Origin of the sequence: Klebsiella sp. SWET4 (genome assembly GCF_024296565.1) — a bacterium.
GTDB lineage: Bacteria > Pseudomonadota > Gammaproteobacteria > Enterobacterales > Enterobacteriaceae > Klebsiella > Klebsiella variicola.
This window is the reverse complement of record NZ_JANCOB010000004.1, coordinates 105,692-132,524: the sequence shown is the minus strand read 5'-3', so window position 1 is coordinate 132,524 and position 26,833 is coordinate 105,692. Positions and strand designations below refer to the sequence as shown.

General features: G+C 60.4%; 22 protein-coding genes and 1 pseudogene. 10 read left to right on the top strand and 13 right to left on the bottom strand.

Annotation, left to right across the window (positions count from 1 at the left end):
- Positions 1–86: 86 nt before the first annotated feature.
- Positions 87–1,637: a sodium/proton antiporter NhaB gene (gene nhaB, locus NKJ21_RS11930; protein ID WP_064142133.1), complete on the bottom strand. Its 1,551-nt coding sequence runs from the start codon at positions 1,635–1,637 to the stop codon at positions 87–89.
- 248 nt (positions 1,638–1,885) lie between these two features.
- Between nhaB and fadR the strand changes: the two genes are divergently transcribed.
- Positions 1,886–2,605 carry a fatty acid metabolism transcriptional regulator FadR gene (gene fadR, locus NKJ21_RS11925; RefSeq protein WP_012541278.1) on the top strand — a complete coding sequence of 240 codons (720 nt, stop codon included), beginning with the start codon at positions 1,886–1,888 and terminating at the stop codon, positions 2,603–2,605.
- 74 nt (positions 2,606–2,679) lie between these two features.
- On the opposite strand, the gene NKJ21_RS11920 is transcribed toward fadR, so the two are convergent.
- Complete coding sequence (locus NKJ21_RS11920) at positions 2,680–4,212, bottom strand: SpoVR family protein (RefSeq protein ID WP_004203310.1); 1,533 nt, start codon at positions 4,210–4,212, stop codon at positions 2,680–2,682.
- Between the two features lie 88 nt (positions 4,213–4,300).
- On the opposite strand from NKJ21_RS11920, the pseudogene NKJ21_RS11915 reads away from it, so the two are divergent.
- From NKJ21_RS11915 to dadX, 3 genes and pseudogenes are all read left to right on the top strand, one after another.
- A pseudogene (locus NKJ21_RS11915) lies at positions 4,301–4,435 on the top strand (hypothetical protein); the annotation flags it as partial.
- A gap of 98 nt (positions 4,436–4,533) precedes the next feature.
- Positions 4,534–5,832 (top strand): D-amino acid dehydrogenase, encoded by a 1,299-nt coding sequence (locus NKJ21_RS11910; RefSeq protein WP_008804309.1) that lies wholly within the window; start codon positions 4,534–4,536, stop codon positions 5,830–5,832.
- A gap of 9 nt (positions 5,833–5,841) precedes the next feature.
- The gene (gene dadX / locus NKJ21_RS11905) at positions 5,842–6,912 is read left to right on the top strand and encodes a catabolic alanine racemase DadX (protein WP_012967778.1); all 1,071 of its coding nucleotides are present in this window, start codon (positions 5,842–5,844) and stop codon (positions 6,910–6,912) included.
- Positions 6,913–6,928: 16 nt separating this feature from the next.
- On the opposite strand, the gene NKJ21_RS11900 is transcribed toward dadX, so the two are convergent.
- Both NKJ21_RS11900 and ldcA read right to left on the bottom strand, forming a co-directional pair.
- Positions 6,929–8,662 carry a potassium/proton antiporter gene (locus NKJ21_RS11900; protein WP_008804311.1) on the bottom strand — a complete coding sequence of 578 codons (1,734 nt, stop codon included), beginning with the start codon at positions 8,660–8,662 and terminating at the stop codon, positions 6,929–6,931.
- Positions 8,663–8,754: 92 nt separating this feature from the next.
- A complete protein-coding gene (gene ldcA / locus NKJ21_RS11895; RefSeq protein ID WP_016161371.1) occupies positions 8,755–9,669 on the bottom strand; it encodes a muramoyltetrapeptide carboxypeptidase in 915 nt (304 codons plus the stop codon).
- Between the two features lie 175 nt (positions 9,670–9,844).
- Between ldcA and emtA the strand changes: the two genes are divergently transcribed.
- Entirely contained in the window at positions 9,845–10,456 is a 612-nt protein-coding gene (gene emtA, locus NKJ21_RS11890; protein ID WP_008804313.1) for a membrane-bound lytic murein transglycosylase EmtA, read from the top strand.
- Positions 10,457–10,504: 48 nt separating this feature from the next.
- Here the strand turns inward: emtA and NKJ21_RS11885 are convergent, their stop codons facing one another.
- The 4 genes from NKJ21_RS11885 to NKJ21_RS11870 form a co-directional block, all read right to left on the bottom strand.
- Positions 10,505–11,329, bottom strand: coding sequence for a TIGR04222 domain-containing membrane protein (locus tag NKJ21_RS11885; protein ID WP_023297865.1), 825 nt, complete (start codon positions 11,327–11,329; stop codon positions 10,505–10,507).
- Between the two features lie 12 nt (positions 11,330–11,341).
- Positions 11,342–12,193 carry a hypothetical protein gene (locus NKJ21_RS11880; RefSeq protein WP_023297864.1) on the bottom strand — a complete coding sequence of 284 codons (852 nt, stop codon included), beginning with the start codon at positions 12,191–12,193 and terminating at the stop codon, positions 11,342–11,344.
- A 179-nt stretch (positions 12,194–12,372) separates the two neighbouring features.
- The gene (locus NKJ21_RS11875; RefSeq protein ID WP_070544567.1) at positions 12,373–14,493 is read right to left on the bottom strand and encodes a TonB-dependent siderophore receptor; all 2,121 of its coding nucleotides are present in this window, start codon (positions 14,491–14,493) and stop codon (positions 12,373–12,375) included.
- Between the two features lie 260 nt (positions 14,494–14,753).
- A complete protein-coding gene (locus NKJ21_RS11870) occupies positions 14,754–16,487 on the bottom strand; it encodes an alpha,alpha-trehalase (protein WP_117108798.1) in 1,734 nt (577 codons plus the stop codon).
- Between the two features lie 197 nt (positions 16,488–16,684).
- Here NKJ21_RS11870 and NKJ21_RS11865 point away from each other — a divergent pair, with 197 nt between their 5' ends.
- The 5 genes from NKJ21_RS11865 to NKJ21_RS11845 all read left to right on the top strand — a co-directional run bounded on the left by NKJ21_RS11865 (position 16,685) and on the right by NKJ21_RS11845 (position 21,719).
- Entirely contained in the window at positions 16,685–17,599 is a 915-nt protein-coding gene (locus NKJ21_RS11865; RefSeq protein WP_044649605.1) for an alpha/beta hydrolase, read from the top strand.
- Between the two features lie 182 nt (positions 17,600–17,781).
- Entirely contained in the window at positions 17,782–19,221 is a 1,440-nt protein-coding gene (locus NKJ21_RS11860; protein WP_004180417.1) for a circularly permuted type 2 ATP-grasp protein, read from the top strand.
- Positions 19,215–20,144, top strand: coding sequence for an alpha-E domain-containing protein (locus NKJ21_RS11855; RefSeq protein ID WP_002910835.1), 930 nt, complete (start codon positions 19,215–19,217; stop codon positions 20,142–20,144). The genes NKJ21_RS11860 and NKJ21_RS11855 overlap by 7 nt, the downstream gene beginning before the upstream one ends.
- Complete coding sequence (locus NKJ21_RS11850) at positions 20,141–20,956, top strand: transglutaminase family protein (protein ID WP_008804319.1); 816 nt, start codon at positions 20,141–20,143, stop codon at positions 20,954–20,956. The genes NKJ21_RS11855 and NKJ21_RS11850 overlap by 4 nt, the downstream gene beginning before the upstream one ends.
- Before the next feature lie 16 nt (positions 20,957–20,972).
- Positions 20,973–21,719, top strand: a complete 747-nt coding sequence (locus NKJ21_RS11845; protein ID WP_008804320.1) for a proteasome-type protease — start codon at positions 20,973–20,975, stop codon at positions 21,717–21,719.
- Positions 21,720–21,780: 61 nt separating this feature from the next.
- Here NKJ21_RS11845 and NKJ21_RS11840 read toward each other — a convergent pair whose 3' ends face one another.
- The 5 genes from NKJ21_RS11840 to NKJ21_RS11820 are packed head-to-tail and all read right to left on the bottom strand — an operon-like array spanning position 21,781 to position 26,809.
- A complete protein-coding gene (locus NKJ21_RS11840) occupies positions 21,781–22,866 on the bottom strand; it encodes an ABC transporter ATP-binding protein (RefSeq protein WP_008804321.1) in 1,086 nt (361 codons plus the stop codon).
- On the bottom strand, positions 22,853–23,815 hold the full coding sequence (locus tag NKJ21_RS11835; protein WP_032733257.1) for a carbohydrate kinase family protein: 963 nt from the start codon (positions 23,813–23,815) through the stop codon (positions 22,853–22,855). The genes NKJ21_RS11840 and NKJ21_RS11835 overlap by 14 nt, the downstream gene beginning before the upstream one ends.
- Positions 23,816–23,817: 2 nt before the next feature.
- Positions 23,818–24,657, bottom strand: a complete 840-nt coding sequence (locus NKJ21_RS11830; protein ID WP_239270538.1) for a carbohydrate ABC transporter permease — start codon at positions 24,655–24,657, stop codon at positions 23,818–23,820.
- Complete coding sequence (locus NKJ21_RS11825) at positions 24,647–25,555, bottom strand: carbohydrate ABC transporter permease (protein WP_117110406.1); 909 nt, start codon at positions 25,553–25,555, stop codon at positions 24,647–24,649. Before NKJ21_RS11825 ends, NKJ21_RS11830 begins: the two co-directional genes overlap by 11 nt.
- Positions 25,556–25,564: 9 nt before the next feature.
- Positions 25,565–26,809 (bottom strand): extracellular solute-binding protein, encoded by a 1,245-nt coding sequence (locus NKJ21_RS11820; RefSeq protein WP_008804325.1) that lies wholly within the window; start codon positions 26,807–26,809, stop codon positions 25,565–25,567.
- Positions 26,810–26,833 lie beyond the last annotated feature (24 nt).

Sequence of the window (26,833 nt, the reverse complement as noted above, 5' to 3'; positions counted from 1 at the left end):
AAAACCGAACCGACGCCAGCGGCCCGGCAGAAAATATTACGTAACGGGTTATTGAATGGCCCGGATGAATCCGGGCCAGGATCGGGTCAGGGCAGCGTGGGCGTGGTCACCCAGCCGTGCGCCAGTAGCCAGTTGGTGACCGGCATCAAGGTGAACTCGACGCACAGCAGGCCGACCAGCGTCAGTACGAGAGTGTAGGGCAGCGCCATCCATACCATGCGGCCATAGGAGAGTCGGATAAGCGGCGCCAGCGCGGAGGTCAGCAGGAACAGGAATGCCGCCTGGCCGTTGGGGGTGGCGACCGACGGCAGGTTGGTGCCGGTATTGATCGCCACCGCCAGCATCTCAAACTGCGGCAGGCTGATAACGCCATGTTCGAGGGCGGTTTTCGCTTCGTTAATGTAGACCGTGCCGACAAAAACGTTATCCGAAATGGACGACAGCAGGCCGTTAAACAGGTAAAAGAGCGACAGCTGCGCGTGCGGCGAGGCCTGCAGCACAAATTCAATGACCGGGGTGAACAGCCGCTGGTCGATGATCACCGCCACAATGGCAAAGAACACCGTCAGCAGCGCGGTGAAGGGCAGCGCCTCGGTGAACGCCTTGCCAATGGCGTGCTCATCGGTCACCCCGGAAAACGTGGTGGCGAGGATGATCACCGACAGGCCAATGAGCCCGACTTCGGCCAGATGAAAGGCGAGGGCGACGATCAGCCAGACACCAATCACCGCCTGGGCAATCAGCCGCAACTGCTCCTGACGGCTGCGCTGGGCGCGGCTGCGGTCGTCAAAGTCCTGCAGCACCTTCCGTACCGTGGGCGGCAGCGGTTCGCCGTAGCCAAACAGGCGATACTTTTCGACCAGCAGGCAGGTCAACAGCCCACACACCATCACCGGCACGGTGACGGGCGCCATGCGGATAAAGAACTCGCCAAAATGCCAGCCCGCCGCTTTGGCGATAATCAGATTTTGCGGTTCGCCAACCATGGTCATGACTCCGCCGAGGGCGGTCCCGACGCCGGCGTGCATCATCAGGCTGCGCAGAAAGCCGCGGAATTGCTCCAGCACCTCGCGGTAGTGCTGCTCGATATGGCTGTCGTCCAGCAGATCGTTATCATCAGGGCGAGCTGAAGCGACGCGGTGGTAGATGCCGTAGAACCCAACGGCGACGCTAATCACCACCGCCACCACGGTAAGCGCATCGAGAAAGGCGGAGAGGAAAGCGGCCGCCAGGCAGAAGGCCAGCGACAGCAGCATCTTGCTGCGGATCCCCAGCAGCAGGCGCGTGAAGACGAACAGCAGCAGTTGTTTCATGAAGTAGATGCCCGCGACCATGAAGATCAGCAGGAGCAGCACTTCAAGGTTGCCGGCGATCTCTTCCCGCACATGCGCCGGGCTGGTCATGCCGATCAGCAGCGCTTCAATCGCCAACAGGCCGCCCGGCAGCAGCGGGTAGCACTTCAGCGCCATGGCGAGGGTAAAGATAAACTCAACCACCAGCAGCCAGCCGGCGACAAACGGCGCCACGGCAAACACCAGCGGGTTTACGATTAAGAAAATGATTAATGCCAGCTTGTACCAGTCCGGCGACTGGCCAAGAAAATTGCGCCACAGCGCGCGGCCATATGAAATTTCCACGACAGAATCCTTCCCCGTCAATTAGTACATGATTTTGTGCGTAACTATTGGCAAGAGTATCAGTTGAGCAAAATGAGAAGCAACTTTCTTCGCACCGCGGCGGCGGTGACGGGAGATAAGGAAAAGCGCAAAGTAAAAACGGAAAATGAAACGGCGATCCCTTTTTAATTCACTTGCGATGCTATCTGCGCTATAGCGGCTCTGGTATGATGAGTGCAATTGCAACAATGTGTAATGGAAATATTATTATGGTCATTAAGGCGCAGAGCCCTGCGGGTTTCGCGGAAGAGTATATCATTGAGAGCATCTGGAATAACCGCTTCCCACCTGGATCGATTCTCCCCGCTGAACGCGAGCTTTCTGAGCTGATCGGTGTCACCCGCACCACTCTGCGCGAAGTGTTGCAGCGTCTGGCGCGTGACGGCTGGTTGACCATTCAGCATGGCAAGCCCACCAAAGTGAATAACTTCTGGGAGACCTCCGGGCTGAATATCCTCGAAACGCTGGCGCGCCTCGATCACGACAGCGTGCCGCAGCTGATCGATAACCTGCTCTCCGTACGCACCAATATTTCCACGATTTTTATTCGCACCGCGTTCCGTCAGCATCCGGATAAAGCGCTGGCGGTACTGGACAGCGCCCGGGAAGTGGAAGATCACGCCGACGCCTTTGCCGACCTCGATTACAATATCTTCCGCGGTCTGGCGTTTGCCTCCGGCAACCCGATTTACGGTCTGATCCTCAACGGCATGAAGGGGCTGTATACCCGCATCGGCCGCCACTATTTCTCCAGCCCGGAAGCGCGCAGCCTGGCGCTGGGCTTTTATCATCAGCTGGCGAAGGTGTGCGAAGGCGGTCTGCACGATCAGGTGTATGAGCTGGTCCGTCGCTACGGTCATGACAGCGGGGAGATCTGGCACCGGATGCAGAAATCGCTGCCCGGCGATTTAGCCATGAATATGCGTTAAGCCGGATATTGGCGATCGATAAACACAATAAGGGGGCCAGTGGCCCCCTTCGTCGTTTTCATCGTCCCGCAATGTTATAGCGCGTTCGGGCGCGCCGGGCAGCGGTCCAGCAGCTCAATGCTGCCGTCGGCGTTCTGCTGCTCCAGCAGCACATCGAATCCCCACAGACGATGCACATGTTTCAGCACTTCGCGCCGGCCTTTGTCCAGCGGGACGCGGTTGTGTGGCACATAGCGCAAGGTCAGCGAGCGGTCGCCGCGCAGGTCAACGTTCCATACCTGGATGTTCGGCTCAAGATTGCTGAGGTTATACTGCGCCGAGAGCTTGTTGCGGATCTCGCGATAGCCCTCTTCGTTGTGGATCGCCGAGATCTCGAGATAATTGTTGTGATCGTCGTCGAGCACGGTAAAGAAGCGGAAATCGCGCATGATCTTCGGCGACAGGAACTGGCTGATAAAGCTCTCGTCCTTGAAATCACGCATCGCGAAATGCAATGTTTCCAGCCAGTCAGAACCGGCGATATCCGGGAACCAGTACTTGTCCTCTTCGGTGGGCGACTGACAGATGCGCTTGATGTCCTGGAACATGGCGAAGCCCAGCGCGTAGGGGTTAATACCGCTATACCACGGACTGTTGTACGGCGGCTGGAACACCACGTTAGTGTGACTATGGAGAAACTCCAGCATAAAGCGCTCCGTCACTTTCCCTTCATCATAGAGATGGTTGAGGATGGTGTAGTGCCAGAAGGTGGCCCACCCCTCGTTCATCACCTGGGTCTGTTTCTGCGGGTAGAAATACTGGCTGACTTTACGCACGATGCGCAGGATCTCGCGCTGCCACGATTCGAGCAGCGGGGCGTTCTTCTCCATAAAGTACAGCAGGTTCTCCTGCGGTTCGGAAGGGTAGCGACGGGCGGACTCAATCGCTTTTTCTTCCTCGCGCTTCGGCAGGGTGCGCCACAGCATATTCACCTGGCTTTGCAGATACTCTTCCCGGCTTTTCTGCCGCGCTTTCTCCTCCTGCAAGGAGATTTTTTGCGGACGTTTATAGCGGTCGACGCCGTAGTTCATCAGCGCGTGGCAGGAGTCGAGGAGTTTCTCCACTTCGTCGACACCATAGCGCTCTTCACACTCGGTAATGTATTTGCGGGCGAAGATCAGGTAATCGATGATCGAGCTGGCGTCGGTCCAGCTGCGAAACAGATAGTTATTTTTAAAGAATGAGTTGTGCCCATAGCAGGCGTGCGCCATGACCAGCGCCTGCATGGTGATGGTGTTTTCTTCCATCAGGTAGGCGATACAGGGGTTGGAGTTGATGACTATCTCATACGCCAGGCCCTGCTGGCCGTGCTTATAGGCCTGCTCGGTCTCAATGAATTTCTTGCCGAACGACCAGTGCGGATAGTTGATGGGCATGCCGACGCTGGAGTAGGCGTCCATCATCTGCTCGGAAGTAATGACTTCGATCTGGTGCGGGTAGGTGTCAAGACGATAGAGCTTGGCGACCCGGTCCACTTCGGCCAGGTAGGTCTCCAGTAACTCGAACGTCCAGTCGGGTCCATCGCTTAAACGGGTGGTGTCCCTGTTCATGGAGTCAATCGTAGCCATTAGCGCGCCCTCGTTGTTGTTGGTTTTCTCTGAACGGAAAACCTCTAAACAAGCATAGAACACCGGATGGCAAACTGTATCGTCAGACAATTTCTTTTCTTCGCGATTTCCCCATCTCAAAGCCGTTTCTTGCGCTTATTTACAGAATTTAATGCTGGGTAAAAATAAAGCGCAGCATGAGATCGTAAATCTCGCAGCGCAGGGCTGGTGCGGTATGCTGTGAGTTAAGTCACCATAAATAAAGCGTATGTTGAATAATATTTTCAACTGAGTTATCAATTTGTAATTAGATGATTGTTCTTTAACTGTTACGGAGTCGCTATGCGTGTCGTCATACTGGGAAGTGGGGTGGTTGGGGTAGCCAGCGCGTGGTATTTGAGTCAGGCGGGTCATGAGGTGACGGTTATCGACCGTCAGCCCGGTCCGGCAGAGGAGACCAGCGCGGCCAACGCCGGGCAGATTTCTCCCGGCTATGCGGCGCCCTGGGCGGCGCCGGGGGTGCCGCTGAAGGCGATCAAATGGATGTTTCAGCGCCATGCGCCGCTGGCGATCGGTCTTGACGGCACGTCGTTCCAGCTGAAGTGGATGTGGCAGATGCTGCGTAACTGCGACACCCGCCACTATATGGAGAACAAAGGCCGTATGGTGCGCCTGGCGGAGTACAGCCGCGACTGCCTGAAAGCGCTGCGCGACACCACCGGCATTCAGTATGAAGGGCGTCAGGGCGGGACGCTGCAGCTGTTCCGGACCGCCAAACAGTATGAAAATGCCACCCGCGACATCGCGGTGCTGGAAGACGCCGGCGTGCCGTACCAGCTGCTGGAAGCGAAGCGGCTGGCGGAGGTGGAGCCGGCGCTGGCGGAAGTCAGCCATAAACTGACCGGCGGCCTGCGCCTGCCCAATGATGAAACCGGCGACTGCCAGCTGTTTACCACCCGGCTGGCGGCAATGGCGGAACAGGCCGGGGTCACTTTCCGCTTCAACACCGCAGTGGACGCCCTGCTACAGGAGGGCGATCGCATTGCCGGGGTGAAATGCGGCGATGAGATTATCAAGGGCGATGCCTATGTGATGGCCTTCGGCTCCTACTCAACGGCGATGCTTAAAGGGCTGGTGGATATACCGGTCTATCCCCTGAAAGGCTACTCATTGACCATTCCGATTGCCCAGGAGGACGGCGCGCCGGTTTCCACTATCCTTGATGAAACATACAAAATCGCTATTACCCGCTTCGATCAGCGCATTCGCGTCGGCGGCATGGCCGAGATCGTCGGTTTTAACAAAGCGCTGCTGCAGCCGCGTCGCGAAACCCTGGAGATGGTGGTGCGCGATCTGTTCCCGCGCGGCGGCCACGTGGAGCAGGCGACGTTCTGGACCGGCCTGCGGCCGATGACACCGGACGGCACGCCGGTGGTCGGCCGCACGGCGTATAAAAATCTGTGGCTCAACACCGGCCACGGCACGCTTGGCTGGACCATGGCCTGCGGCTCCGGGCAGCTTATCAGCGATCTGATCTCCGGGCGCACGCCGGCGATCCCTTACGACGATCTGGCGGTCGCCCGCTACAGCCCCGGGTTCACCCCGGCGCGTCCGCAGCATCTGCATGGCGCACACAACTAAGGAGCTTGCATGACCCGTCCGGTAGTGGCCAGCATCGACCTGCTGGCCTTGCGGCAGAATTTACAGATAGTGCGTCGCGCGGCCCCTGGGTCGCGCCTGTGGGCGGTGGTTAAAGCCAACGCCTACGGCCACGGCGTGGCGCGCGTATGGAGTGCGTTAAGCGGGGCGGATGGTTTCGCCTTGCTCAACCTGGAAGAGGCGATCCTGCTGCGCGAGCAGGGCTGGAAAGGTCCGATCCTGCTGCTGGAGGGCTTCTTCCATGCCGATGAGCTGGCGGTGCTCGATCAATATCGCTTAACCACCAGCGTCCACAGCAACTGGCAGATTAAGGCGCTGCAGCAGGCGAAGCTGCGCGCGCCGCTGGATATCTATCTCAAGGTGAACAGCGGTATGAACCGGCTGGGCTTTATGCCGGAGCGGGTGCATACCGTCTGGCAGCAGCTGCGGGCGATAAGCAACGTCGGCGAAATGACGCTGATGTCGCACTTCGCGGAGGCGGAGAACCCGCAGGGGATTGTCGAGCCGATGCGCCGTATCGAACAGGCGGCGGAGGGGCTGGATTGCCCGCGCTCGCTGGCCAACTCGGCGGCGACCCTCTGGCATCCGGAAGCGCATTTTGACTGGGTGCGTCCGGGCATCGTGCTGTATGGCGCGTCGCCTTCCGGGCAGTGGCAGGACATCGCGAACACCGGGCTGAAGCCGGTCATGACGCTGCGCAGCGAAATCATCGGCGTGCAGAACCTGCGCCCCGGCGAGGCGATTGGCTATGGCGGCCTGTACCGCACCAGCCAGGAGCAGCGGATCGGCATCGTCGCCTGCGGCTATGCCGATGGCTATCCGCGGGTGGCGCCGAGCGGCACGCCGGTGCTGGTGGATGGCGTACGCACCACTACCGTTGGACGCGTATCGATGGATATGCTGGCGGTCGATTTAACGCCTTGTCCGCAGGCCGGGATCGGCGCGCCGGTCGAGCTGTGGGGCAAAGAGATTAAAATCGACGACGTGGCGGCCAGCAGCGGCACCGTCGGCTATGAGCTGATGTGCGCCCTGGCGCCGCGGGTGCCGGTTGTGACCCTGTAACCTATTCCGGGGCGGATCACTCCGCCTCGTCTTCCGCGACCCGCACCCCAACCTTCAGCACGTGATCGTTCTCTTTTTCTGCCACCGTCCACACCATCCCGGCGAACTCCACCTGGTCGCCCACCACCGGCGCGGCGCCCAACAGCTGCTGCACCACTTCCCCGAGCGACTGCTGATGCTCGCGGAACTCCTCTCCGCCATCGAGGCCGTAGATTTGCGCCACATCGGCGAAGCGGGCCTCGGCATCAAGAATAAAGTCGCCGAAAAAGCGCTGATCGAGCGCCACCGGCGGCGACTGGCTGAACATTTTGCCCAGCGCCGGCAGGTCGTGCTCCCGACCAATGACGCACAGGATATCGCCTTCCCGCAGGCGGGTGCTGCCGGTGGGGTGCAGCAGGGCATTGTTGCGAAACAGTGCCGCAATCCGCGTCTCCGGCGGCATATGCAGATCGCGCAGCGCCGCGCCGATGCACCACTTATCGGCGCCCAGCTGATAGACAAACTGCTCCCACGGGTTTTCCGGGTGAATATCCAGCCCGACGCGGGAGATGGGCCAGCTGATGGGCGGCACCACCACTTTGGCTTTCTTCGCCGCCCACGACAGCGAAGTGCCCTGCAGCAGCAGCGACACCAGCACCACGAAGAAGGCGACATTGAAGAACAAGCGGGCGTTGTCCAGCCCCGCCATCATCGGGAACACCGCGAGAATGATGGGCACCGCGCCGCGCAGGCCAACCCAGCTGATAAACACCCGTTCGCGCAGGTTAAAGCCGCGAAACGGCAGCAGGCCGGCAAACACCGACAGCGGGCGGGCAATGAAAATCATCCACATCGACAGCAGCAGCGCCGGGATGGCGATCGGCAGCAGGTCGGAGGGCGTCACCAGCAGGCCCAGCACCAGGAACATGGCGATCTGCGCCAGCCACGCCAGGCCGTCGAAGTTCTGCAGGATACCGTGTCGGTTGCGGATCGGCCGGTTGCCCAGCAGAAAGCCGCAGAGATAGACGGCAAGGATACCGCTGCCGTCGAGGGTGGTGGTGACGGCAAAAATCATGATCCCGCCGCTCAGCGCCAGCAGTGGATAGAGCCCGGCGGGCAGCACGATACGGTTGATCATCTGCAGCAGCAGGTAGCCGCCGCCGAGGCCGATGGCGATCCCGAGACCAAACTGCTGGATGATATGCACGGCGAACATCCAGCTGAGGCCGGTCTGGTGCTGCTGGATCATTTCGATCAGGGTGATGGTCAGGAAGACGGCCATCGGGTCGTTACTGCCTGACTCAATCTCCAGCGTTGAGCCGACGCGTTCGTTGAGCCCCTTGCCGCCGAGCAGCGAGAAAACCGCCGCAGCGTCGGTGGAGCCGACAATGGCGCCGATCAGCAGGCCTTCGATCATATCCAGCTTGAACAGCCAGGCCGCCATCATCCCGGTCAGCGCCGAGGTGATCAGTACCCCGACCGTCGCCAGCGATAGCGCGGGCCATAGTGCGACGCGAAAGGAGCTGGCCTGGGTGCGCATCCCGCCGTCCAGCAGGATCACCGCCAGCGCCAGGTTACTCACCATATAGGCGAAGGGGTAGTTGTCGAAGGGGATGCCACCGATGCCGTCAATGCCTGCCAGCATCCCGATGGCCAGAAAGATGACCAGAATCGGGATGCCAAGGCGCGAAGAAAAGGAGCTCAATAAGATACTGCAGGTTACTAAAACAGAACCCAGAATAAACAGACTAATGACCGCAGCGGCGTCCAATGTTCACGTACTCCCTGACTGGCGTGAAAAAATGGCTAAAAGTGACACTATTTTAACAATTCGCAGGGGATCCGCCTATGCGTCCGGGAAATTTATTCTGTCAGCACCGGGTGGCCGCTGATCGTCAGAGTGGTGGTCGCTGCCTGATTCACCAGTCGCGCGCGGGCGCCCAGCGGCAGGGTCACCGTGCGCTGCTCGTGGCCAAACTCCAGTCCGCTAATCAACGGCAGGGAAAGCTGCTGGCGCAGGTAATCAAAGACCTGCGGCAAATCGTACCCCGCGTCATAGTCGTTTGGCGCGCTGCCGGTGAAGCTGCCGAAGATCACTGCTTTCTGCGCCGCCAGCACGCCGCTGTGCAGCAGCTGAAGCAGCATGCGCTCGACGCGGAACGGGTGTTCGTTGATATCCTCCACCACCAGGATGCCGTCGCGGATCGACGGTAGCCACGGCGTGCCGATAAGCGAGGTCAGCATCGCCAGATTTCCCCCCCACAGGGTGCCTTCTACCTGGCAGTTCGGCCCTTCGCCCGGCCATTCGAGGGTAAATTCCGCCTGGCGTAGCGCCTGCCAGAAATGGTGCTCGGTAAACGGATCGAGGGTCTCCGCGCCGAAGTTGCCCGCGAGCATTGGCCCGCTGAAGGTGATGACGTTGCCCGTAGCCAGCAGGCCCGACTGGATAGCAGTGAAATCGCTGTGGCCGCAAATCAGCAGCGGGTCGCGCTGCTGGCGGGCAATCAGTCCCTGCCAGTCGATATGCGGCAGCAGGCGACTGGCGCCGTAGCCGCCGCGCACCGCGAGGACGATACGGTTGCGCCCGGGCAGCTGGGCCAGCTGGTTAATATCGGCCAGGCGCTCCTGTTCAGTCCCGGCGAAACGCTGCTGCCGGCGGGGAATGACCTGCTGGTGGGCCACCTCATGTCCGGCCTGCTGCAGACGCTCGACGCCGCGGGCTGCCGCCTGCTGGTTAATGCAATAACCCGAAGGCGCGACCAGATAAAACTGAGACATGATAATTCCTTGCTATGAATGAAAGGGTTATGATGCCGCCTGGAATGGCGATTGTCATCTCCAGGTGGCTAACTTCAGTCCGCACCCGTCATCCTTCAGGCTGTCGGCGGGCGGGGGACGTACCGCTGCCGTCGTTCTGCAGCATGATGGCGTTTGGGTAGATAAGGATAGATGTGTGAAATTGAGATGGTTGCTTATTTTAGTCGTTTTTCTGGCCGGTTGTAGTTCGAAACATGATTACACTAACCCGCCGTGGAACCCCGAGGTCCCGGTGAAGCGGGCGATGCAGTGGATGCCGATCAGTGAAAAAGCCGGCGCTGCCTGGGGCGTGGACCCGCAGCTGATCACGGCGATCATCGCCATCGAGTCGGGCGGTAACCCTGCGGTGGTGAGTAAATCCGGCGCCGTCGGGCTGATGCAGCTCAAGCCGTCGACCTCCGGACGCGATGTCTACCGGCGGATGGGCTGGCGCGGCGAGCCGTCGGTCAGTGAGCTGAAAAACCCGGAACGTAATATCTCGATGGGGGCCGCCTATCTGAGCATTCTGGAGAACGGTCCGCTGGCGGGGATCAAAGACCCGCAGGTGATGCGCTACGCGGTGGTGGTCTCCTATGCCAACGGTGCCGGCGCCCTGCTGCGCACCTTCTCGTCGGATCGCCAGGACGCCATCGATGAGATTAACGATCTCGACGCCGATGAGTTCTTCGAGCATGTGGTGAAAAAACACCCGGCACCGCAGGCGCCGCGCTATATCTGGAAACTGCAGAAAGCGCTGGACGCCATGTAGGCCTACGCTCACCCCGCTGACCTGGCGGGGTGAGTGCTTCTCACTCGCCTAATCCTCGGTACGCAGCGAGGAGATAGCGCTCATCGGCGCAATTAGCGTTTTATAGTCCCGGTAGCGCTCGGGAAGGGATCCTGGGCCGTTCACCGCCACGCAGAGCATGGCTGTCGCGTCATCTTCCTGATCGCCTTTCAGCGCTAACGCTTCTCGTAACGCATCGATGCAGGCATGGGCGTCATGATGTGAGATGCCGCAGATATCGAGACGAATGGTTTTGCTAATGGCTTCTATCCATAACCCGCCCCACAAAACGCAACCCGTGGGCATGAGCAGGCAACTAAAGATGCTGTACGCGGTGAAGTCGAGCCAGATAAAGGTCTTACTGAAAACGATAATGCCGAGGGCGAGCGAAGGGATGCTGATGGCCAGCATATTACACCCGCGGCGCAGCGGACTTAAGGCTAAGCCCGCGCTCGCTATCTGTTCCTGCCAGAGGTTACGTCCGGCAATACTCAGGCTGCAGGGCAGATCTTCATGACACGGCTTTCGCACCTCAAAATGGTCAAACAGTATTCTTTCAATGACGTTCATTTCCTGGTTTGCATAGCGTCCGTTGGCCAAAACCTGCCCGGCCTCCGGGATCCACAGATACTTTTTACTGAGTAAGCTGAACATCGCCAGCTGGATCACCCGGGTCCCTTCTCCGGTCAGCCAGGCCAGCAGCCATGGACTGACCTCCGTCGCGTGCGGCTGGGGCTGAGCCGCTGGCCGTGTCACGACGATCGTCGTACCGATAGCAATATAGATACCCGGGACGATAAACATAAATCCGCCAAGAAACAGCAGTGGATGCAGATGCATCATAAAATTCCACATACTGTCCCCTCGTTAATCCAGGCGCTGCAGACAAAAGGGATACTGAATAAGGTTGATGATTTTTACATATTCAGCAAATCTTTCGGGAAGCAGGGTGGTTGTACCAATCGCCACGCAATAATCGGCGTTTTCATCGGTCAGGGTATCTGCGTCAGCAATAAGCGTCTCTTTCAGGGTATCAATATAGTGGTGAAGAATATTAATAGCGATCCCCTCCCGGTCGAGCCGGGTGGCATTTAAGGTGATGCATAATAGCCACAGCCACCACAGTCCGGAAACCATAAACATCACCAGCCAGCTCAATACGCTGGAGTGAATTATCGCCTGATGATCAAATAGTGTTTTCCAGACGAGCACAGCGATTAACAGCAGGGAGGGGGCGGCAATCACTATCATGTTCCACGTTTGGTGCGTTGGGCTTAGCCGTAGCCCACTGCAGTGGGGATCGGTAGCCCAGTGGTTTTGTTCAGCGACGTGCAGAGAAAGCGGGAGATCCTGGTGACAGGATTTTGGCGTAGCGAAATGGTCAAACAGTATTTTTTCCACGCAGGTCATTTTGCATTCGGCATACTGCTGATTGGCGCAGAGCTGAATATCTTCAGCAGAATGGATGAGGGTGACATAGTTTTTTCTTAACAGCCGGAACATGGCCAGCTGAATGACGCGGGTGGCGCGATGACGTAGCCAGGCTAAAAAAGAGGGGGAGATAGAATAGGGCGCCGGGACGGCGGTGGTATTTCCAGCAGGGCGGGTCTTCGCAATAATGATATTCAGCAGAATATATATCACTGTGGTGGATAATACATAATAACCCATAAATGATAACGGATGTAAATTGGCAATATAGCTAATGACGGGGTTCACTTTTATTCCTTGTGAGCGCTATAACCGGTTTGCGCCAGCATAGTAAGCTTTCTCATCCGCGGGGGGCAAGTGAAATAATGGGGTGGCATTTTTAAGTTAATTTCAGCAATAAAAGCGAGATAAAAGTCTTCATGAAAGCCTCCGCCGTCATGGCCGGAGGCTTATATTGCTGCGGTCAGTTAAAAGTCGTAGCCCACGGTGGCCATGACGCTGCGCTCTGCTCCCCAGTAGCAGTTGCCGGTGCCGTAGCAGCCGGAAATATACTCGCGGTCGCCGATATTGTTGGCGTTAACCTGCACATAAGCGCCTTTCAGCGTTGGCGACCAGACACCGAGGTCGGCCCGCATCATGGCATCCATCAGCGTGACCGACGGCAGCCGCGCGGTATTGGCATCATCCGCCCACTGTTTGCCGATGTAGCGGACGCCAGCGCCCACCGAGATCCCCGCCGGGAACTGATAGCGCGCCCAGAAGGAGGCCATCTGATCCGGGGTCAGCTGCGGCGTGTTGTTATCGGTACCGTCCCTGGTGTCCTGGAAGCGCAGACGATTCCAGGTATACGAGGCGATAGTACTCAGCTGCGGGGTGATCTGGTGGTGTGCTTCCAGCTCAACGCCCTGGGAATGGACCTTACCCGCCGGAATATAGGTGGCGGTGGCGATGTTCGGGTCGCGGGTGGCGACATCCTTTTGCGTCAGGTCGTAAATTGCAATGCTATAGAGGTCGCGGCTGCCCGGCGGCTGGAACTTCAGACCGGCTTCGACCTGCTCGGCGGTGGTCGGTTTCAACGGTTTGCCGTCCGCGCCCGGCAGCATCGCCGGGGTGATCGCCTGGCTGTAGCTCAGATAAGGCGAAAGGCCATTATCCAGGGCGTACAACAGCGAGGCGCGGCCGCTGATATGGTCGTCTGAACGGCGGTTTGAGGTGCCGAAGGTATCGCTGACCTGCTGGGAAACTATGCGGTCGTAGCGTGCGGAAACATCCACATGCCAGCGGTTCCAGACCATCTCATCCTGCAGATACAGCCCGGTCTGATAATAGCGGCGATGATTGTCATCGCTATAGGTGACGGTATGCCCGGTCTGCGCAGTATAGCCGCTAAACGGGTTTAGCGGCGCCGCACCGCCGGCGCCGGTCCACAGATCGTTGCGGAAGCGATGATATTCGGCGCCGAGGATCAGGGTATGCGCCAGGTCACCAGTATTGAAATCGGCGCGCAGGCGGTTATCGGTCGACCAGCCGTCCAGCGAACCGCGCGAACCGCTGTAGCCGCGGGCCAGCATGTCGCTGTCATCTATCCAGCCGACCTGATAGACCTGATCGAGGGAGACGTTGGTGTGGGTGTAGCTCCCGGCGGAATAGACCGACCAGACGTCGGTGAACTGGTGGTCAAACTCATAGCTGTAGATCTGCTGGCGGCGCTGATAGCCATCTCCCGGATCGCCCTCGTTGGTGCTGGGGGAGAGCTTACGACCATTATGCGCGTAGCGGGTGCCGTCCAGCGGCAAAGAGCCGTGGTAGCCGCCGGAAGGATCTTTTTGCAGATAGGCGCGCAGCAGCAGCGAGGTGTCGCTGTCCGGCTGCCACAGCAGGGAAGGCGAAATCGCGTAGCGCTCTTCGCGGGTATGGTCATACTGCGTGTCGCTGCTGCGGGTCATCCCGATCAGCCGCCATGCCCACTGCTCGTTGATGGCGTCGGTGTAATCGAAGGCCGCGCCTTTGGTATTTTGCGTACCGCCGGTCAGGCGGACGTGGCCCTGCTGGCTAAACTGCGGGCGTTTGGAGGTCAGGTTGACCACGCCGCCCGGCACGCTCTGCCCGTAGAGCGCGGAGGAGGGGCCGCGGATCACATCGACGCGTTCGATAAACCACGGGTCGATTTGCACAACGTTATGACTGCCGCCGTCGCTCATCAGGCGCATACCGTCGAGGAACAGGTTATCGACGTCGCCGCCGTGGTAGCCGCGCAGGGAGATAGCGTCGAACCGGGTCGCGCCGCCGCCGAAGCTGGAGTAGACCCCCGGGGTATATTCCAGCGCCTGGCTGATGGTATTCGCCCCCTGGTCCGCCATCTGCTGGCGGGTGACCACCGATACCGACTGGGCGGTGGTGATTAACGGCTGGTCGGTTTTCGTCGCCCCGAGCGAAGTGCTGGCGCTGTAGCCTTCAGTCGGCGCGCTGGCGGACGCCGGCGGGCTGGCAGTGACCACCACGGTCTCTTCAGCTTGCGCGGTGAGGGGAAGGGCGACCACGAGGGCGTACAGCAGCCTCGGGCGTTTTCGGAAAATAGCCACGTTCATAAGATCATCCTGAACCAACGCGGTCTGGTACTCCTGTACGCCGCCGCGGGAAAAACGAATCTGTCATTGTTCGTTAAAAAGTAATGCGAATTATTATTGTTTGTATTTATGTGATCAAGCGAAAGGTGACCGGTTCAGGGCGATGGGGGGAGTGACATGCTTCCCGCGGGCCGCAGAGCGGGGCTGCACGGGGACGTTGTCAGCAGGGAGATAACTCCCCCTACTGATTTTGGTAGGGGGAGGGACGGGCCGGAAAAGCGTCAGGCGCCGGTTTTTTGCGCTGCCGCCGGTGCGGGGTCGTTGGCGGCTGGCTTGCTCTGCGCGGAAGGGGCCGCCGCCGGGCGCGTGGCGGGCAGGGCATCGCAGGGTTTCTCCTGCGGGCAGATCAGATCCAGCATCTTCAGGGTGACACCGTTGGTCCAGCCAAAGCCATCCTGTAGCGGATATTCGCCACCGCCGCCGCCGGTCCCGGTCGAGCTTACGTCATACTTCTCCACCAGCTTTTGCTTGCTGTCATAGGTATGCTGAACGTTGCTCAGGAAGCGCCAGCTGACCTCCATGGCGATCTTTTGTTGGCCGTAGTTTTGCAGGCCCTCGACCGCCACCCACTGCAGCGGCGCCCAGCCGTTCGGGGCGTCCCATTGCTGGCCGCTGTTGACGGTGGTGGTGGTCAGCCCGCCGGGTTTGAGCAGCCGCGACTCAGCGGCGGCGGCCACTTTCGTCGCCCGCTCGCGTGACGCCGCATTGACGTACAGCGGGAACAGCGCCGCCGCGGTCAGCTGATTGCGCACCTTGCGGGTTTTCAGATCGTAATCGGCGTACCATCCCTCTTTATCATTCCACAGATATTTCTCGATGGCCTGCTGGCGGGCATTAGCCAGCGCATCGTACTGCGTAGCGCGGGCGCTGTCCCCGGATGCCTTGCTGGCGCGGGCGAGGGTTTTCTCCAGATGGAACATCAGGGCATTGAGATCGACCGGGACAATCGAGGTGGTGCGAATGGTGGCGAGCTGCTGCGGATTATCCATCCAGCGGGAGCTGAAATCCCAGCCGGAGGCGGCGGCGGAGCGCAGGTCGCGATAGATCTCGGTTGCCGGACGATTCGGGTTGCTTTTGGCGGTTTTGACGTCGTCAAGCCAGGACTCGGGGCGCGGGGTGTCGTTATCGTCCCAGTAGCGGTTGAGCAGCGCGCCGTCCGCCATCCGCACCGCCCGTTTGTCGGCGCTGCCGGGGGCCAGCGCGTCCGCTCCGGCCATCCAGTAGCGATACTCCTTCTCCAGCTGCGGCTGGTAGGTTTTCAGTACCTGGTCGCCATCGTGCGTCGCCAGCAGGCTCACCATAAAGGAGAAGAAGGGGGGCTGCGAACGGCTGAGGTAATAGGTGCGGTTGCCGTTGGGGATATGGCCCCAGGTGTCAATTTCCGCGGCGAAGTTGGCGACCATATCTTCGACTTTATCCCAGTGACCGCTTTCGGCAAGACCCAGCATGGTGAAATAGCTGTCCCAGTAATAGACTTCGCGAAAGCGTCCTCCGGGGACCACGTAGGGCTTAGGCAGCGGCAGCAGCGAGTCCCATTTTTCCACCTCGACGGTGCTGCGGGTCAGGACCGGCCACAGGCCATCGATATGTTGACGCAGGGTTTGCCCTTTAGGCGGCACATAGGTGTCATTTTCTTTCGGCAGCGTGAAGTTCAGCTCGACGAAGTGGCGCAGGTCAAAGCTGGCCTGGTTTTTCTGCATCCGGTAATCAGCAAGGATCATCAGCGGATCGCTGTTAGGGATCGCGTCGGCGAAGGTTTTTTGATCGGCAAAGAGCTTCGCACTCTGGACATCATTGAACAACGGGCCCAGCAGAATATCCGGCGAGGGGGGCGGCGCGGTTTTGCCGTCTTCCGCCTGGACATTCAGGCTCATCAGGGCGAGCAGGGCGCCGCCGATCGCCAGGCGCAGGGTACAGGGCAAAGCAGCGGGACGATGTGCATCAGTACTCGTCATGGGGAGTTCTCCTTATCATTATCGACTGCGGGCCACGACGTTTGGCCATCCAGAAACCTTAGACGAATATCTGCCGCTGCGCGTGTCAGGGGTAACATTTTGCGCGAAAACAGAGGATTTACCTGCCAGGTTTTCTGATATAACCACCAGCAAAGCGGTTAGGTTTACAGGCAAGCCAACGCGCCCGGGAGCCAGTCATGAATCGACGTCAATTTCTGCTGTTTAGCGCCGCTGCGCTGTCTGCGGTGCGGGGCGCGGCGGCCACTGCTCCGGCGCTGACGCTGCCGCTGTGGCCGGATCAACCGCCGGGGGGAGGCGGGCCGGGGGGCGAGGCTCGGTTATCCGCCCGCGGTGCGCTGAGCCATATCCCTCGTCCTGTGCTGACGGTCTGGCAACCCGCCCGGGCCACTGGCCACGGAGTGCTGGTGGCGGCCGGCGGCGGATACCAGCGGATCGAGATGGGCAGTGAGGCCTGGCCTGCGGCGCACTGGCTGACGGCGCACGGCTATACCGCCTATGTGCTGAGCTACCGCTTGCCGGGGGAGGGCTGGCAGGCCGGTGCGCTGGCGCCGCTGCAGGATGCGCAGCGGGCCCTGCGGCTGATCCGCGCCCGGGAATCGCAGGTCAGCGTGCTCGGTTTTTCGGCGGGGGGACATCTGCTGGGGATGGCCGCCTGTCGGCCGGCGTTTACCAGCTACCCGCCGGAGGATGCGCTGGACCACCAGCCCGCCACCGCCGACGGCGCCGCGCTGATCTATCCGGTGATCACGCTCCTGCCGCCCTGGAGCCATACGGCGACCCATCGTCTGCTGGTGGGGCCGCAGGCGAGCGAGGCGGCCGACCGCGCCTGGTCGGTACAAACCTGGGTGACAACGGCCACACCGCCCTGTTTTCTGGTACAGGCGCAGGACGATCCGATTTCCGATCCGCACAATACGCTGTTGATGGCTAACGCCTGCCGCCAGCATCAGGTTCCTGTGCAGCTTTTCCGCTATACCCGCGGTGGCCATGGCTTTGGTATGGGGCGCCCGGGAACGCCGACGACCGCCTGGCCCACGGCCTATGCCGCCTGGCTGAAGGCGCTGGCGTCCACGATGGCGCAAAAATCGTAGCGCTGCCTCACGACGGTGCAACCACAGCCGGGCGCGGGCGGCTGTTCTGGCGATTTTTTGCATAATCAGACGGCGGGTCAGAACAGATTTGCACAACGCCGCGGCGGTAGATGACCTGGCATAATTAATGCTTATCTCTTACCGGGATTACCACAAAGTGAGTACAACCGGAGGGGATAGCCATGATTAAAATTACGCTACCTGACGGGCATTATTATGACGAGATGCTGACCGCGCAGGGTGAACAGCGGCCGCACTATAATGCCTGGTGGCAATGGTTTCGCAACACCGATCAATTCTCTATCCGGCAGAAAAAAGCGCAAGCGGAACTGCTTTTTCACCGTATCGGCATCACCTTTAACGTGTACGGCGAGGATGAGGGAACCGAGCGGCTGATCCCGTTTGATAGCGTGCCGCGGATCATACCCGCCGGGGAGTGGCAGCGCATTGACCGCGGCATTCGCCAGCGGGTGAAAGCGCTCAACGCCTTCCTCTATGACATCTATCATGAGCAGAATATTCTGCGCGCGGGGCTGATCCCGGCCGAGCAGGTGCTGGCCAACGAGCAGTATCAGCCATGCATGCAGGGCATCAACCTGCCAAACAACACCTATGCCCATATCACCGGCGTCGATATGGTGCGCAATAACGACGGTCAATACTACGTGCTGGAGGATAACCTGCGTACGCCGTCCGGCGTCTCCTACATGCTCGAAAACCGTAAGATGATGATGCGCCTCTATCCGGAGATGTTCGAGCAGCATCACATTGCGCCAGTGGAGCGTTACCCGAGCTACCTCCTGCAGACCCTGCGCGAAAGCTCGCTGGTGGATGACCCTTGCGTCGTGGTGATGACCCCGGGGCGCTTCAACAGCGCCTACTTTGAGCACAGCTTCCTGGCGCAGCAGATGGGGGTCGAGCTGGTGGAGAGCGCCGACCTGTTCATTAAGAACGGCGCGGTGTATATGCGGACCACCGAGGGGCCGCGGCGAGTGGATGTGATTTATCGCCGCATCGACGACGCCTGGCTCGACCCGCTGGCCTTCCGCGCCGATTCCATGCTCGGCGTACCGGGGCTGCTGTCAGTCTATCGCGCCGGCGGCGTGGTGCTGGCCAACGCTATCGGCACCGGCGTCGCCGACGACAAATCAATCTACCCGTACGTTCCGGAAATGATCCGCTTTTACCTCGGCGAACAGCCGATCCTCAGCAATATCCCCACCTGGCAGTGCCGGAAAGCAGAGGACCTGCGCTATGTGCTGAGTAACCTTGAGCTGATGGTGGTCAAGGAGGTCCATGGCGCCGGGGGCTACGGCATGCTGGTTGGCCCGCGTTCGACTAAAGAGGAGCGAGAGGCCTTCCGCCAGCGCCTGCTGGCCAATCCGGCCAACTATATCGCCCAGGACACCCTCGCGCTGTCGACCTGCCCCACCTTCGTTGATGAAGGTCTGTCGCCGCGACATATCGATTTACGGCCCTACGTGCTGTCCGGGCAGGAGATGCGGCTGGTGCCCGGCGGCCTGACCCGCGTGGCGCTGACCGAAGGGTCGCTGGTGGTCAATTCGTCGCAGGGCGGCGGAACCAAGGATACCTGGGTGATGGAGGATGACGCATCATGCTAAGTCGTACGGCGAGTGAATTGTTCTGGATGGCCCGCTATCTCGAGCGGGCGGAAAGCTACGCCCGGGTACTGGACGTGACCTGGAAATTATCGATGATCCCCCGGCACAGCCAGCAGTCGCGGGATCTGGCGCTGCCGCTGAATTTGTCGATGACCCACGAGTTGTTTCAGGCGCGCCACGCCCGCTTTACCATGAGCAACCTGCTCAACTTCTTTGCCCTCGATGGCAACAACCCCTGCAGTATTTACAGCTGCGTGGAGATGGCGTGGAACAATGCGCACGCGGTGCGCGGCAGTCTGTCGGCCGAGGTGTGGGAGAGCATCAACGCCACCCGAATCGAGCTGCGAACCCTGCGCCAGCAGGGGCTGGGCGAACTCGGCAGCGACGGCTTTTTCGAGTGGGTGAAAGAGCGGGTGCATCTGTTTCGCGGGGCGGTGATTGGCACGCTGCTGCGCAACGACGCGCTGAGCTTTATCGGCATCGGCACGCTGATAGAGCGCGCCTTCGCCACCACCCAGCTGCTGCTGATTAAGGATCAACAACTGACCAACGACCCGGATCCGGTGCGGGAATACTATCGACTGGATACCTTGCTCAATGCGGTCAGCGCCCGCGAAGCCTACAACAGCCTCTATCGCCAGCCAGTCAGTCGCGAAACGGTGATGGAGCTGCTGATCCTGCGTAACGATATTCCGCGTTCGCTGCGCGCCAGCATTGCCGATCTGGTCGGCGAGCTGGAGAAGATCGCCAACGATCGCTCCTATCAACCGCTGCGCCTGGCCCATCAGCTCAACGTTGACCTGCGCTTCAGCACCCGCGACGACCTGGCGCAGGCGGACCTGCAGACCACCCTTAACGGCCTGCTGGCGAGAATTAACGCGCTGTCCGACAGCATCAGACAAACCTATCTGGAGGCCTTATGAAACTGGTCATCGATCATCTCACCCGCTATGGCTACGATGAAGAAGTGAAGTTTTCCACCCAGTATCTGCGCCTGACGCCGCGCAGTACCGGCCGGCAGACCATCACCGCCTGGACGCTGACCCTGCCGGACGGGGCGGCGGTGACCACTACCGACGGCTGGGGCAATGTGCTGCATGTGCTGACGCTGGATAACCCGCACAAGGAGATCACTATCCGCGCCAGCGGGATTGTCGATATCGCCGATGAAGGGGAGGAGACGCGTGATGAAGAGGCCGAGCTGCTGTCGCCGCTGGTTTTTCTGCGCTGTACGCCGCTAACCCGCGCCGATACGGCGATCCGTGAGTTTGCCCAGCGCCTCTATCGTCCCGATGCGGCGGAAGAAAGTCTGAATCAACTGATGGCGGATCTGCTGTTAAGAATGCCATACTCCCCCGGCGCGACCCAGGTGCAGGACTCCGCCGCCGACGCCTTCGCCCGCGCGAAGGGAGTGTGCCAGGATCATACCCATGTTTTTCTGGCCTGCTGCCGCGCACTGGAGATCCCGGCGCGCTACGTCAGCGGCTATGTTTACAGCGATAACGCTCAGCATGTGGCGATGCACGCCTGGGCGGAAGTCTGGCTCGACGGCCGCTGGCTGTCGTTTGATATCACCAATAATACCCGTCGCCTGAATCAGCATTTGCGGCTGGCGACCGGGCTGGATTATCTCGACGCCTGCCCGGTACGGGGCACCCGGCTGGGCGGCGGCGGGGAGATTATGTTAACCAACGCTGAAGTGCGCGAACACAGCCAGCAGGCGCAGCAGCAATAATACGGGAAAAACCGCAATGACCTACTGTGTGGCCATGTGCCTGGCGGATGGACTGGTGTTTGCTTCCGACTCCCGCACCAACGCGGGCGTCGACCATATTGCCACTTTTAAAAAGCTGCACGTTTTCCATCAGGAGGGGGAACGGGTGCTGGTGCTGCAATCCGCTGGCAACCTGGCCACCACCCAGAGCGTGATAAGCCTGCTCAGCGCGCGCATCCGTACCCAGCAGGAGCCGAATCTGATGCAGGTCACCTCCCTCTACGACGCCGCGATGCTGATCGGTAAAACGCTGCTGGAGGTGATCCAGCGCGACAGCAGCAACCAGCAGAACTGCAGTAACACCAACTTCAACTGCAACCTGCTGCTTGGCGGCCAGATCGCCGGCGAAACCCATCGTCTGTTCCATATTTATCCGGAGGGCAACTTTATTGAAGCCACTCGCGACACACCTTATTTCCAGATTGGTGAAAGCAAGTACGGCAAGCCGATCATCGATCGGGTGCTGACCATCGATACGCCGCTGGAGCAGGCGATGTGCTGCGCGTTGATCTCCATTGACTCGACGCTGCGCAGTAATCTGTCCGTCGGCCTGCCGCTGGATACGCTGCTCTACCGCAGCGGCAGCCTGAGCAGTGCCGGGCAGCATCGCATCACCGACAGCGATCCCTACTTCAACCGCATCCGCAAGGCGTGGTCCGAAGGGCTGTTGCACACCTTCCAGACTCTGCCGACCTGGACCCCAGCGGAGCGGGAAGAGGAGTAGCCCTGGAACACGAGCTCGCCCGGAGCCCGGCCACACGGATGATGACCGGCTCCCTTCGCCCTTAGCGCGTCTCCGCCAGCCGCTCGCCGCTGGCGGCATCAAACAGATGCAGGTTTTCGCGGCGGAGAGTCAGCCCCAGCGTCTGCTGCGCCGCGACCGCCACCCTGCCGGCAACCTGCACATGCACCGGAAAACCCTGCCAGTCGAGATGCAGCAGGGTGGATTCCCCCGTCACCTCCATGATGTTTACCGTTGCCGGCGCGCCATGCGCATCCGGCAGAATATCCTGCGGGCGCAGACCGACAATCAGCGGGGCATCGCCCTGCTGCGCCACGGCCTGATGCCAGCGTTCGGCCAGCGGAAACCACAGCGCGCCGCAGGCGACGCCGGGCTGACCGTCGCGCACGGCGCGCTGACCGGGCAGGAGATTCATCGGCGGGGAGCCGATAAAGCGGGCGACGAAGGTATTGCAGGGCTGGTCGTAAATGGCCAGCGGCGCCCCCTGCTGGACGATCTGCCCGTCGCGCATCACCACAATCTGATCGGCCAGAGTCATCGCCTCCACCTGGTCATGGGTGACATAGATCATGGTGGTATTGATGCGCTGGTGAAGGGATTTGATCTCCGCGCGCAGCTCCATCCGCAGCTGGGCGTCAAGGTTCGACAGCGGCTCATCGAACAGGAAAACCTGGGGGTTTCTGACCATGGCCCGGCCCATCGCCACCCGCTGGCGCTGGCCGCCGGAGAGCGCTCGCGGATAGCGAGCCAGCAGTTTATCAATCCCCAGCAGGCTGGCGACCTGCTGCACTTTGCTTTTCTGTAACTGCTTATCCACCTTTTTGACCTGCATATGAAAGGCGAGATTTTCCGCCACCGTCAGGTGGGGGTAGAGCGCGTAGCTCTGAAAGACCATCGCCACATCGCGGTCGGCCGGATCCAGATCGTTGACCGGCCGCTTGTTCATCAGAATGGTGCCGCCGGAAAGCGTTTCGAGACCGGCCAGCAGGCGCAGCAGGGTCGACTTGCCGCAGCCGGAAGGGCCCACCAGTACGGTAAAGCTGCCGTCGGGGATGGTGAGGTCCAGCGGCTGGAGCACCGTCTGTTTGCCGTAGCGCTTGGCGACATCGATCAGTTCAACACTGGCCATCGGTGGCCTCCTCAAGGTGATGTTGCAGGGTATGCCAGTCGGGATAGCGGCGCGGGGAGGTGCCGATCGCCTGCGCGGCGACGGTATTTCCCCAGCGCAGCGCGGCTGCCGCAGGTTTACCGCTCAGCAGCGCGGCAAGGAATCCTGCGTTAAAGCTGTCGCCAGCGCCGATGGTATCGATCACGGTGACTGGCCGGGTCGGCGCATGGTGATGGCCGTCGGTCGTCCAGCAGTCCGCGCCGTCGGCGCCGCGCTTTACCACGCACCCGCCGCGGCCGCTGAGCCGTGCCGCCAGGGCTGCGGCGGCTTCGGCGAGGGTCGGGTGGCCGGCCAGCTGCAGGGTTTCAACGTCGTTGAGCAACAGCCAGTCGCAGTCGCCCAGCCAGCGGTCGACCTCATGACGCAGCGGGTCGCTCCAGCCCTGAGGCGGCCAGCCGGTATCGACGGCAAGGGTAAACCCGCGCTGGCGGAGCGTGGCGAGCAGCTGCGGATAGTCGGACAGCAGCCCGGTACAGAGAAAGGTACCGCAGAGCAACACGATATCGCCCTCGCCAGCGGCGGCCGGCAGCTGGCTCAACACATCCCCGGCGGTCAGGCGGGTAATATGTCCGTGGTTGCTGAGGAAGGAGCGCTCTTTGTTGGGATGGGTGATCGCCACCGTCAGCGAAGTTTCACAGGGATACTGCGGCCAGCGTGCGCTGCCGCCGGGAAACTGTGCCGCCAGCCACGGAGTAAACGCGTCGTCGCCCTGACAGCCGACCGTGCAGTGCGGAAGCTGCATGGCGGCGGCGGCCAGCGCGCAGTTGCCGGCAGAGCCGCCGGGCCGCAGCGCGCTGTGCTCGAGCATCATCTCAGTCCCCTGGGCAGGCCAGTGGGTCAGGGTTCCCATCACTAAATCAATATTGTAATTGCCCACGATATAGAGCACAGGTGTCCTGGTGTTATCCATAGTTATCCTTTACTTCCTCCGTTGGTGAGGCCGCTGACCAGCGATTTTTGCAGCCAGATAGCAATCAACAGCGGAGTGACTGAGGCCAGTATGCCGACCGCCGCCACCAGCCCGTCATCGGTGGCGCGGCCAGCGGTGAAGCCGGCGATGGTCACCGGCAGCGTTTGGGCGGCGAGGTTGCTGGTGAACAGTAGCGCATAGAAAAACTCGTCCCACGCCAGCAGCCAGCCGAACAGCGCGGCGGCGCCAAGCATCGGTTTCGCCAGCGGTAGAGTGATACGCAGCAGGACCTGCCAGATGCGCAGACCGTCAAGCCGGGCCGCCTGTTCGATATCCTGCGGCAGGGTATCGAACTGGTTTTTGACCATCCACGTCAGAAACGGCACGATCAGCGAGCAGTAGACCAGCACCAGCCCGCTGCGGGTGTTGAGCAGGCCAAAGTGTTCAAGAATAAAATAGAGCGGCAGCACAAAGGCCACGGGCGGCACCATATAGATGCCGAGGCCGGCGTACAGCCAGCCGTCGCGGCCGGGATAACGCGAAAAGCTGAAGGCGGCGGGGATCGCCAGCAACAACGACACCAGCGTCGCCCCGGCGGCCACCAGCAGGCTGTTGCCCAGCGCGGGAAGAAACAGCGCCCCGGGTTCTCCAGGGGCCAGCGACAGCAGATGGCCATAGCGGCTGAAGTCCCACTGCCGCGGGAGCCACTCCAGCGGGACGCGGGTGAGGTCCGCGGTGGTGCTGACGCTCATCAAAAACAGCCACAGCATCGGGGCGAGGATCGAGATCGCCACCGCCAGCGCCGCCAGGTAACGCAGTACGATGTACCCTTTACGCTTCATCATCAACACTCCGGCGCCGCTGACGCAGCAGCAAAAACAGATACAGGGCTATCAGCACGGCGCACATCAGGCTCATCAGCATGGCGTAGGCCGCGCCGCTGCCGGCGCGCAGGTAGCTGAAGGACTCCTGATAGACAAAAAAGCTCAACGTTTTGGTACTGTCGAGCGGGCCGCCGCGGGTCATAACATAGATAATGTCGAACACTTTGAAGGCATCGATGGTGCGTAGCACCAGCGCGACGCCAAGGGGACCCACAATGGCCGGAAAGGTAATGGCGCGAAAACGCCGCCAGGCCGAGGCGCCGTCGAGCCGCGCCGCCTCGTACAGATCGTCGGGAACAGACTGCAGGGCGGCCAGCACCAGCAGGGTGACCAGCGGGTAGTTTTTCCAGATATCCGCCAGCATCACCGCGTGCAGCGCAGAATCCGGCGAGCCCAGCCAGCTGCGATAGCTGTCAATCAGCCCCAGCTGGCTGAGCAGAGCATTAACGCTGCCGTAGTCGGGATTAAAGTTAAGCCGCCACATCATGGCGTTGACGATAGTCGGCAACGCCCACGGCAGGATCACCAGCACCCGCAGGCCATTTCGCCCGACAAAACGCTGATTCAACAACAGCGCCACCAGTACGCCGATCGCCCCCTCAATCGCCACCGAGACCACGGTGAAATAGAGCGTTCGCGCGAAGGCCGCACGAAAGTCCGGGTCGGTCAGGGCATAAAGATAATTATCCAGCCAGACGTAGTGGGTCGCCTCGCCGCTTCCCGCCAGCGCGGTATCGGTAAAACTCAGCCACAGCGTGCGCGCCAGCGGCCATGCGGTGAGGATAAACATCGCGATAAGCATGGGCGCTAACAGCACCCATGCCTGACGATGCTCGCGTCGTTGCAGACTCAGCATCATGCCTCCTTAACGCAGACGGGCCGCGCTGGTGTCGACCGCCTTGAGGGCGACGTCGGGCGTGGCTTTACCCTGCAGTACCGACTGAAGCTGCTGTTGCAGGGTGTTTGACAGGCGCGAGTAATCTGCCGTTTCGGGACGAGAGAGCATCACGTTCAACGACTTGTCGGCGGCGGCGATCAGACTCTCCTGGCCTTTGGCAACGGCAGGATCCTGGTACGAGGCTTTCCACACCGGCAAGCTCAGTTTGGCATACTTGTCCTGTACCGGCTGGGAGGTCAGATAGTGAATATACTGCCAGGCCTCTTCCGGATGCTGACTGGCTTTGGCGATGCCCAGCCCCATAGAACCGTTGACGGCGCCGGGTTTATCCGGGGTATCGCCTGGGGCGGGGACAATGCCAACATCACCTGCGACTTTACTCTGTTTCGGATCGTTGGCCATGTTGTACATATAGGTCCAGTTGAGCGCAAAGGCGGCGTCGCCATTGGAGAAAGCCTTACGCACATCCTCCTCAAGATATTCACGTGATGCCGGGTTGCTCAGCCCCTGATCGAGCGAGGTTTTCATCAGCGTGACCGCTTTCAGCGAGGCGGGCGTCGAAAAATCGAGCTTGCCGTTCTGGTAGAAGCTCCCGCCGAAGCCGGAGACGAGGGTGGTGTAATCGCAGACCAGCGCTTCCGCTTGCGACCAGCTCCAGACCAGAGGATATTTAACAATCCCTTTGTCCTTAAGCACTTTGGCGTCGTCCATTACCTGCTGCCAGCTGGCAGGCGGCGTTTTGATCCCCGCTTTGTCCAGCATGGCTTTGTTGTAATACAGATATTTGGTGTCGAGGATCCACGGCATGCCGAGGGTTTTGCCTTGATACACCACGGTATTCATCGCCCCGGGGAAAATCTTCTCGCGCTCGTCGGCGGCAATCCGTGAGGAGACATCCTGCAGCAGATCGAAGCGGCTAAACTCCGCCGGCCAGATCGCGTCGAACAGCACCACGTCGTAGCCGTTACCCCCTGCGCCGCGGGCGGCGACGATCTTGTCGTGCAGCGCTTCATAGGGGACGAATTCGAGATTGACCTTCACGTCAGGGTGTTGCTTTTCGAAGTCACTGGTCATCGCGCGAATGTCGTTTTCGCTATAGGCCGCCTGGGTCATGAACAGGGCATTAATCTGGGTCGCTGCGCTGACGCTCCCGCTGATAACGAGCATCGCCAGCAGACAGGCGTTGACCCGTAGTGCGCTGTGGTATTTCATCTTTGCTCTCCGCTGTGCTGTACT

What these genes read in the sequence shown, in the direction of transcription:
- NKJ21_RS11920 (WP_004203310.1), bottom strand. Translation starts at nt 4,212, where the DNA reads ATGGCTACGATTGACTCCATGAACAGGGACACCACCCGTTTAAGCGAT.
- NKJ21_RS11830 (WP_239270538.1), bottom strand. Translation starts at nt 24,657, where the DNA reads ATGAAGCGTAAAGGGTACATCGTACTGCGTTACCTGGCGGCGCTGGCG.
- NKJ21_RS11840 (WP_008804321.1), bottom strand. Translation starts at nt 22,866, where the DNA reads ATGGCCAGTGTTGAACTGATCGATGTCGCCAAGCGCTACGGCAAACAG.
- NKJ21_RS11835 (WP_032733257.1), bottom strand. Translation starts at nt 23,815, where the DNA reads ATGGATAACACCAGGACACCTGTGCTCTATATCGTGGGCAATTACAAT.
- NKJ21_RS11875 (WP_070544567.1), bottom strand. Translation starts at nt 14,493, where the DNA reads ATGAACGTGGCTATTTTCCGAAAACGCCCGAGGCTGCTGTACGCCCTC.
- NKJ21_RS11860 (WP_004180417.1), top strand. Translation starts at nt 17,782, where the DNA reads ATGATTAAAATTACGCTACCTGACGGGCATTATTATGACGAGATGCTG.
- NKJ21_RS11855 (WP_002910835.1), top strand. Translation starts at nt 19,215, where the DNA reads ATGCTAAGTCGTACGGCGAGTGAATTGTTCTGGATGGCCCGCTATCTC.
- ldcA (WP_016161371.1), bottom strand. Translation starts at nt 9,669, where the DNA reads ATGTCTCAGTTTTATCTGGTCGCGCCTTCGGGTTATTGCATTAACCAG.
- NKJ21_RS11865 (WP_044649605.1), top strand. Translation starts at nt 16,685, where the DNA reads ATGAATCGACGTCAATTTCTGCTGTTTAGCGCCGCTGCGCTGTCTGCG.
- NKJ21_RS11850 (WP_008804319.1), top strand. Translation starts at nt 20,141, where the DNA reads ATGAAACTGGTCATCGATCATCTCACCCGCTATGGCTACGATGAAGAA.
- NKJ21_RS11825 (WP_117110406.1), bottom strand. Translation starts at nt 25,555, where the DNA reads ATGCTGAGTCTGCAACGACGCGAGCATCGTCAGGCATGGGTGCTGTTA.
- NKJ21_RS11845 (WP_008804320.1), top strand. Translation starts at nt 20,973, where the DNA reads ATGACCTACTGTGTGGCCATGTGCCTGGCGGATGGACTGGTGTTTGCT.
- NKJ21_RS11870 (WP_117108798.1), bottom strand. Translation starts at nt 16,487, where the DNA reads ATGACGAGTACTGATGCACATCGTCCCGCTGCTTTGCCCTGTACCCTG.
- NKJ21_RS11820 (WP_008804325.1), bottom strand. Translation starts at nt 26,809, where the DNA reads ATGAAATACCACAGCGCACTACGGGTCAACGCCTGTCTGCTGGCGATG.
- NKJ21_RS11885 (WP_023297865.1), bottom strand. Translation starts at nt 11,329, where the DNA reads ATGTGGAATTTTATGATGCATCTGCATCCACTGCTGTTTCTTGGCGGA.
- dadX (WP_012967778.1), top strand. Translation starts at nt 5,842, where the DNA reads ATGACCCGTCCGGTAGTGGCCAGCATCGACCTGCTGGCCTTGCGGCAG.
- fadR (WP_012541278.1), top strand. Translation starts at nt 1,886, where the DNA reads ATGGTCATTAAGGCGCAGAGCCCTGCGGGTTTCGCGGAAGAGTATATC.
- NKJ21_RS11910 (WP_008804309.1), top strand. Translation starts at nt 4,534, where the DNA reads ATGCGTGTCGTCATACTGGGAAGTGGGGTGGTTGGGGTAGCCAGCGCG.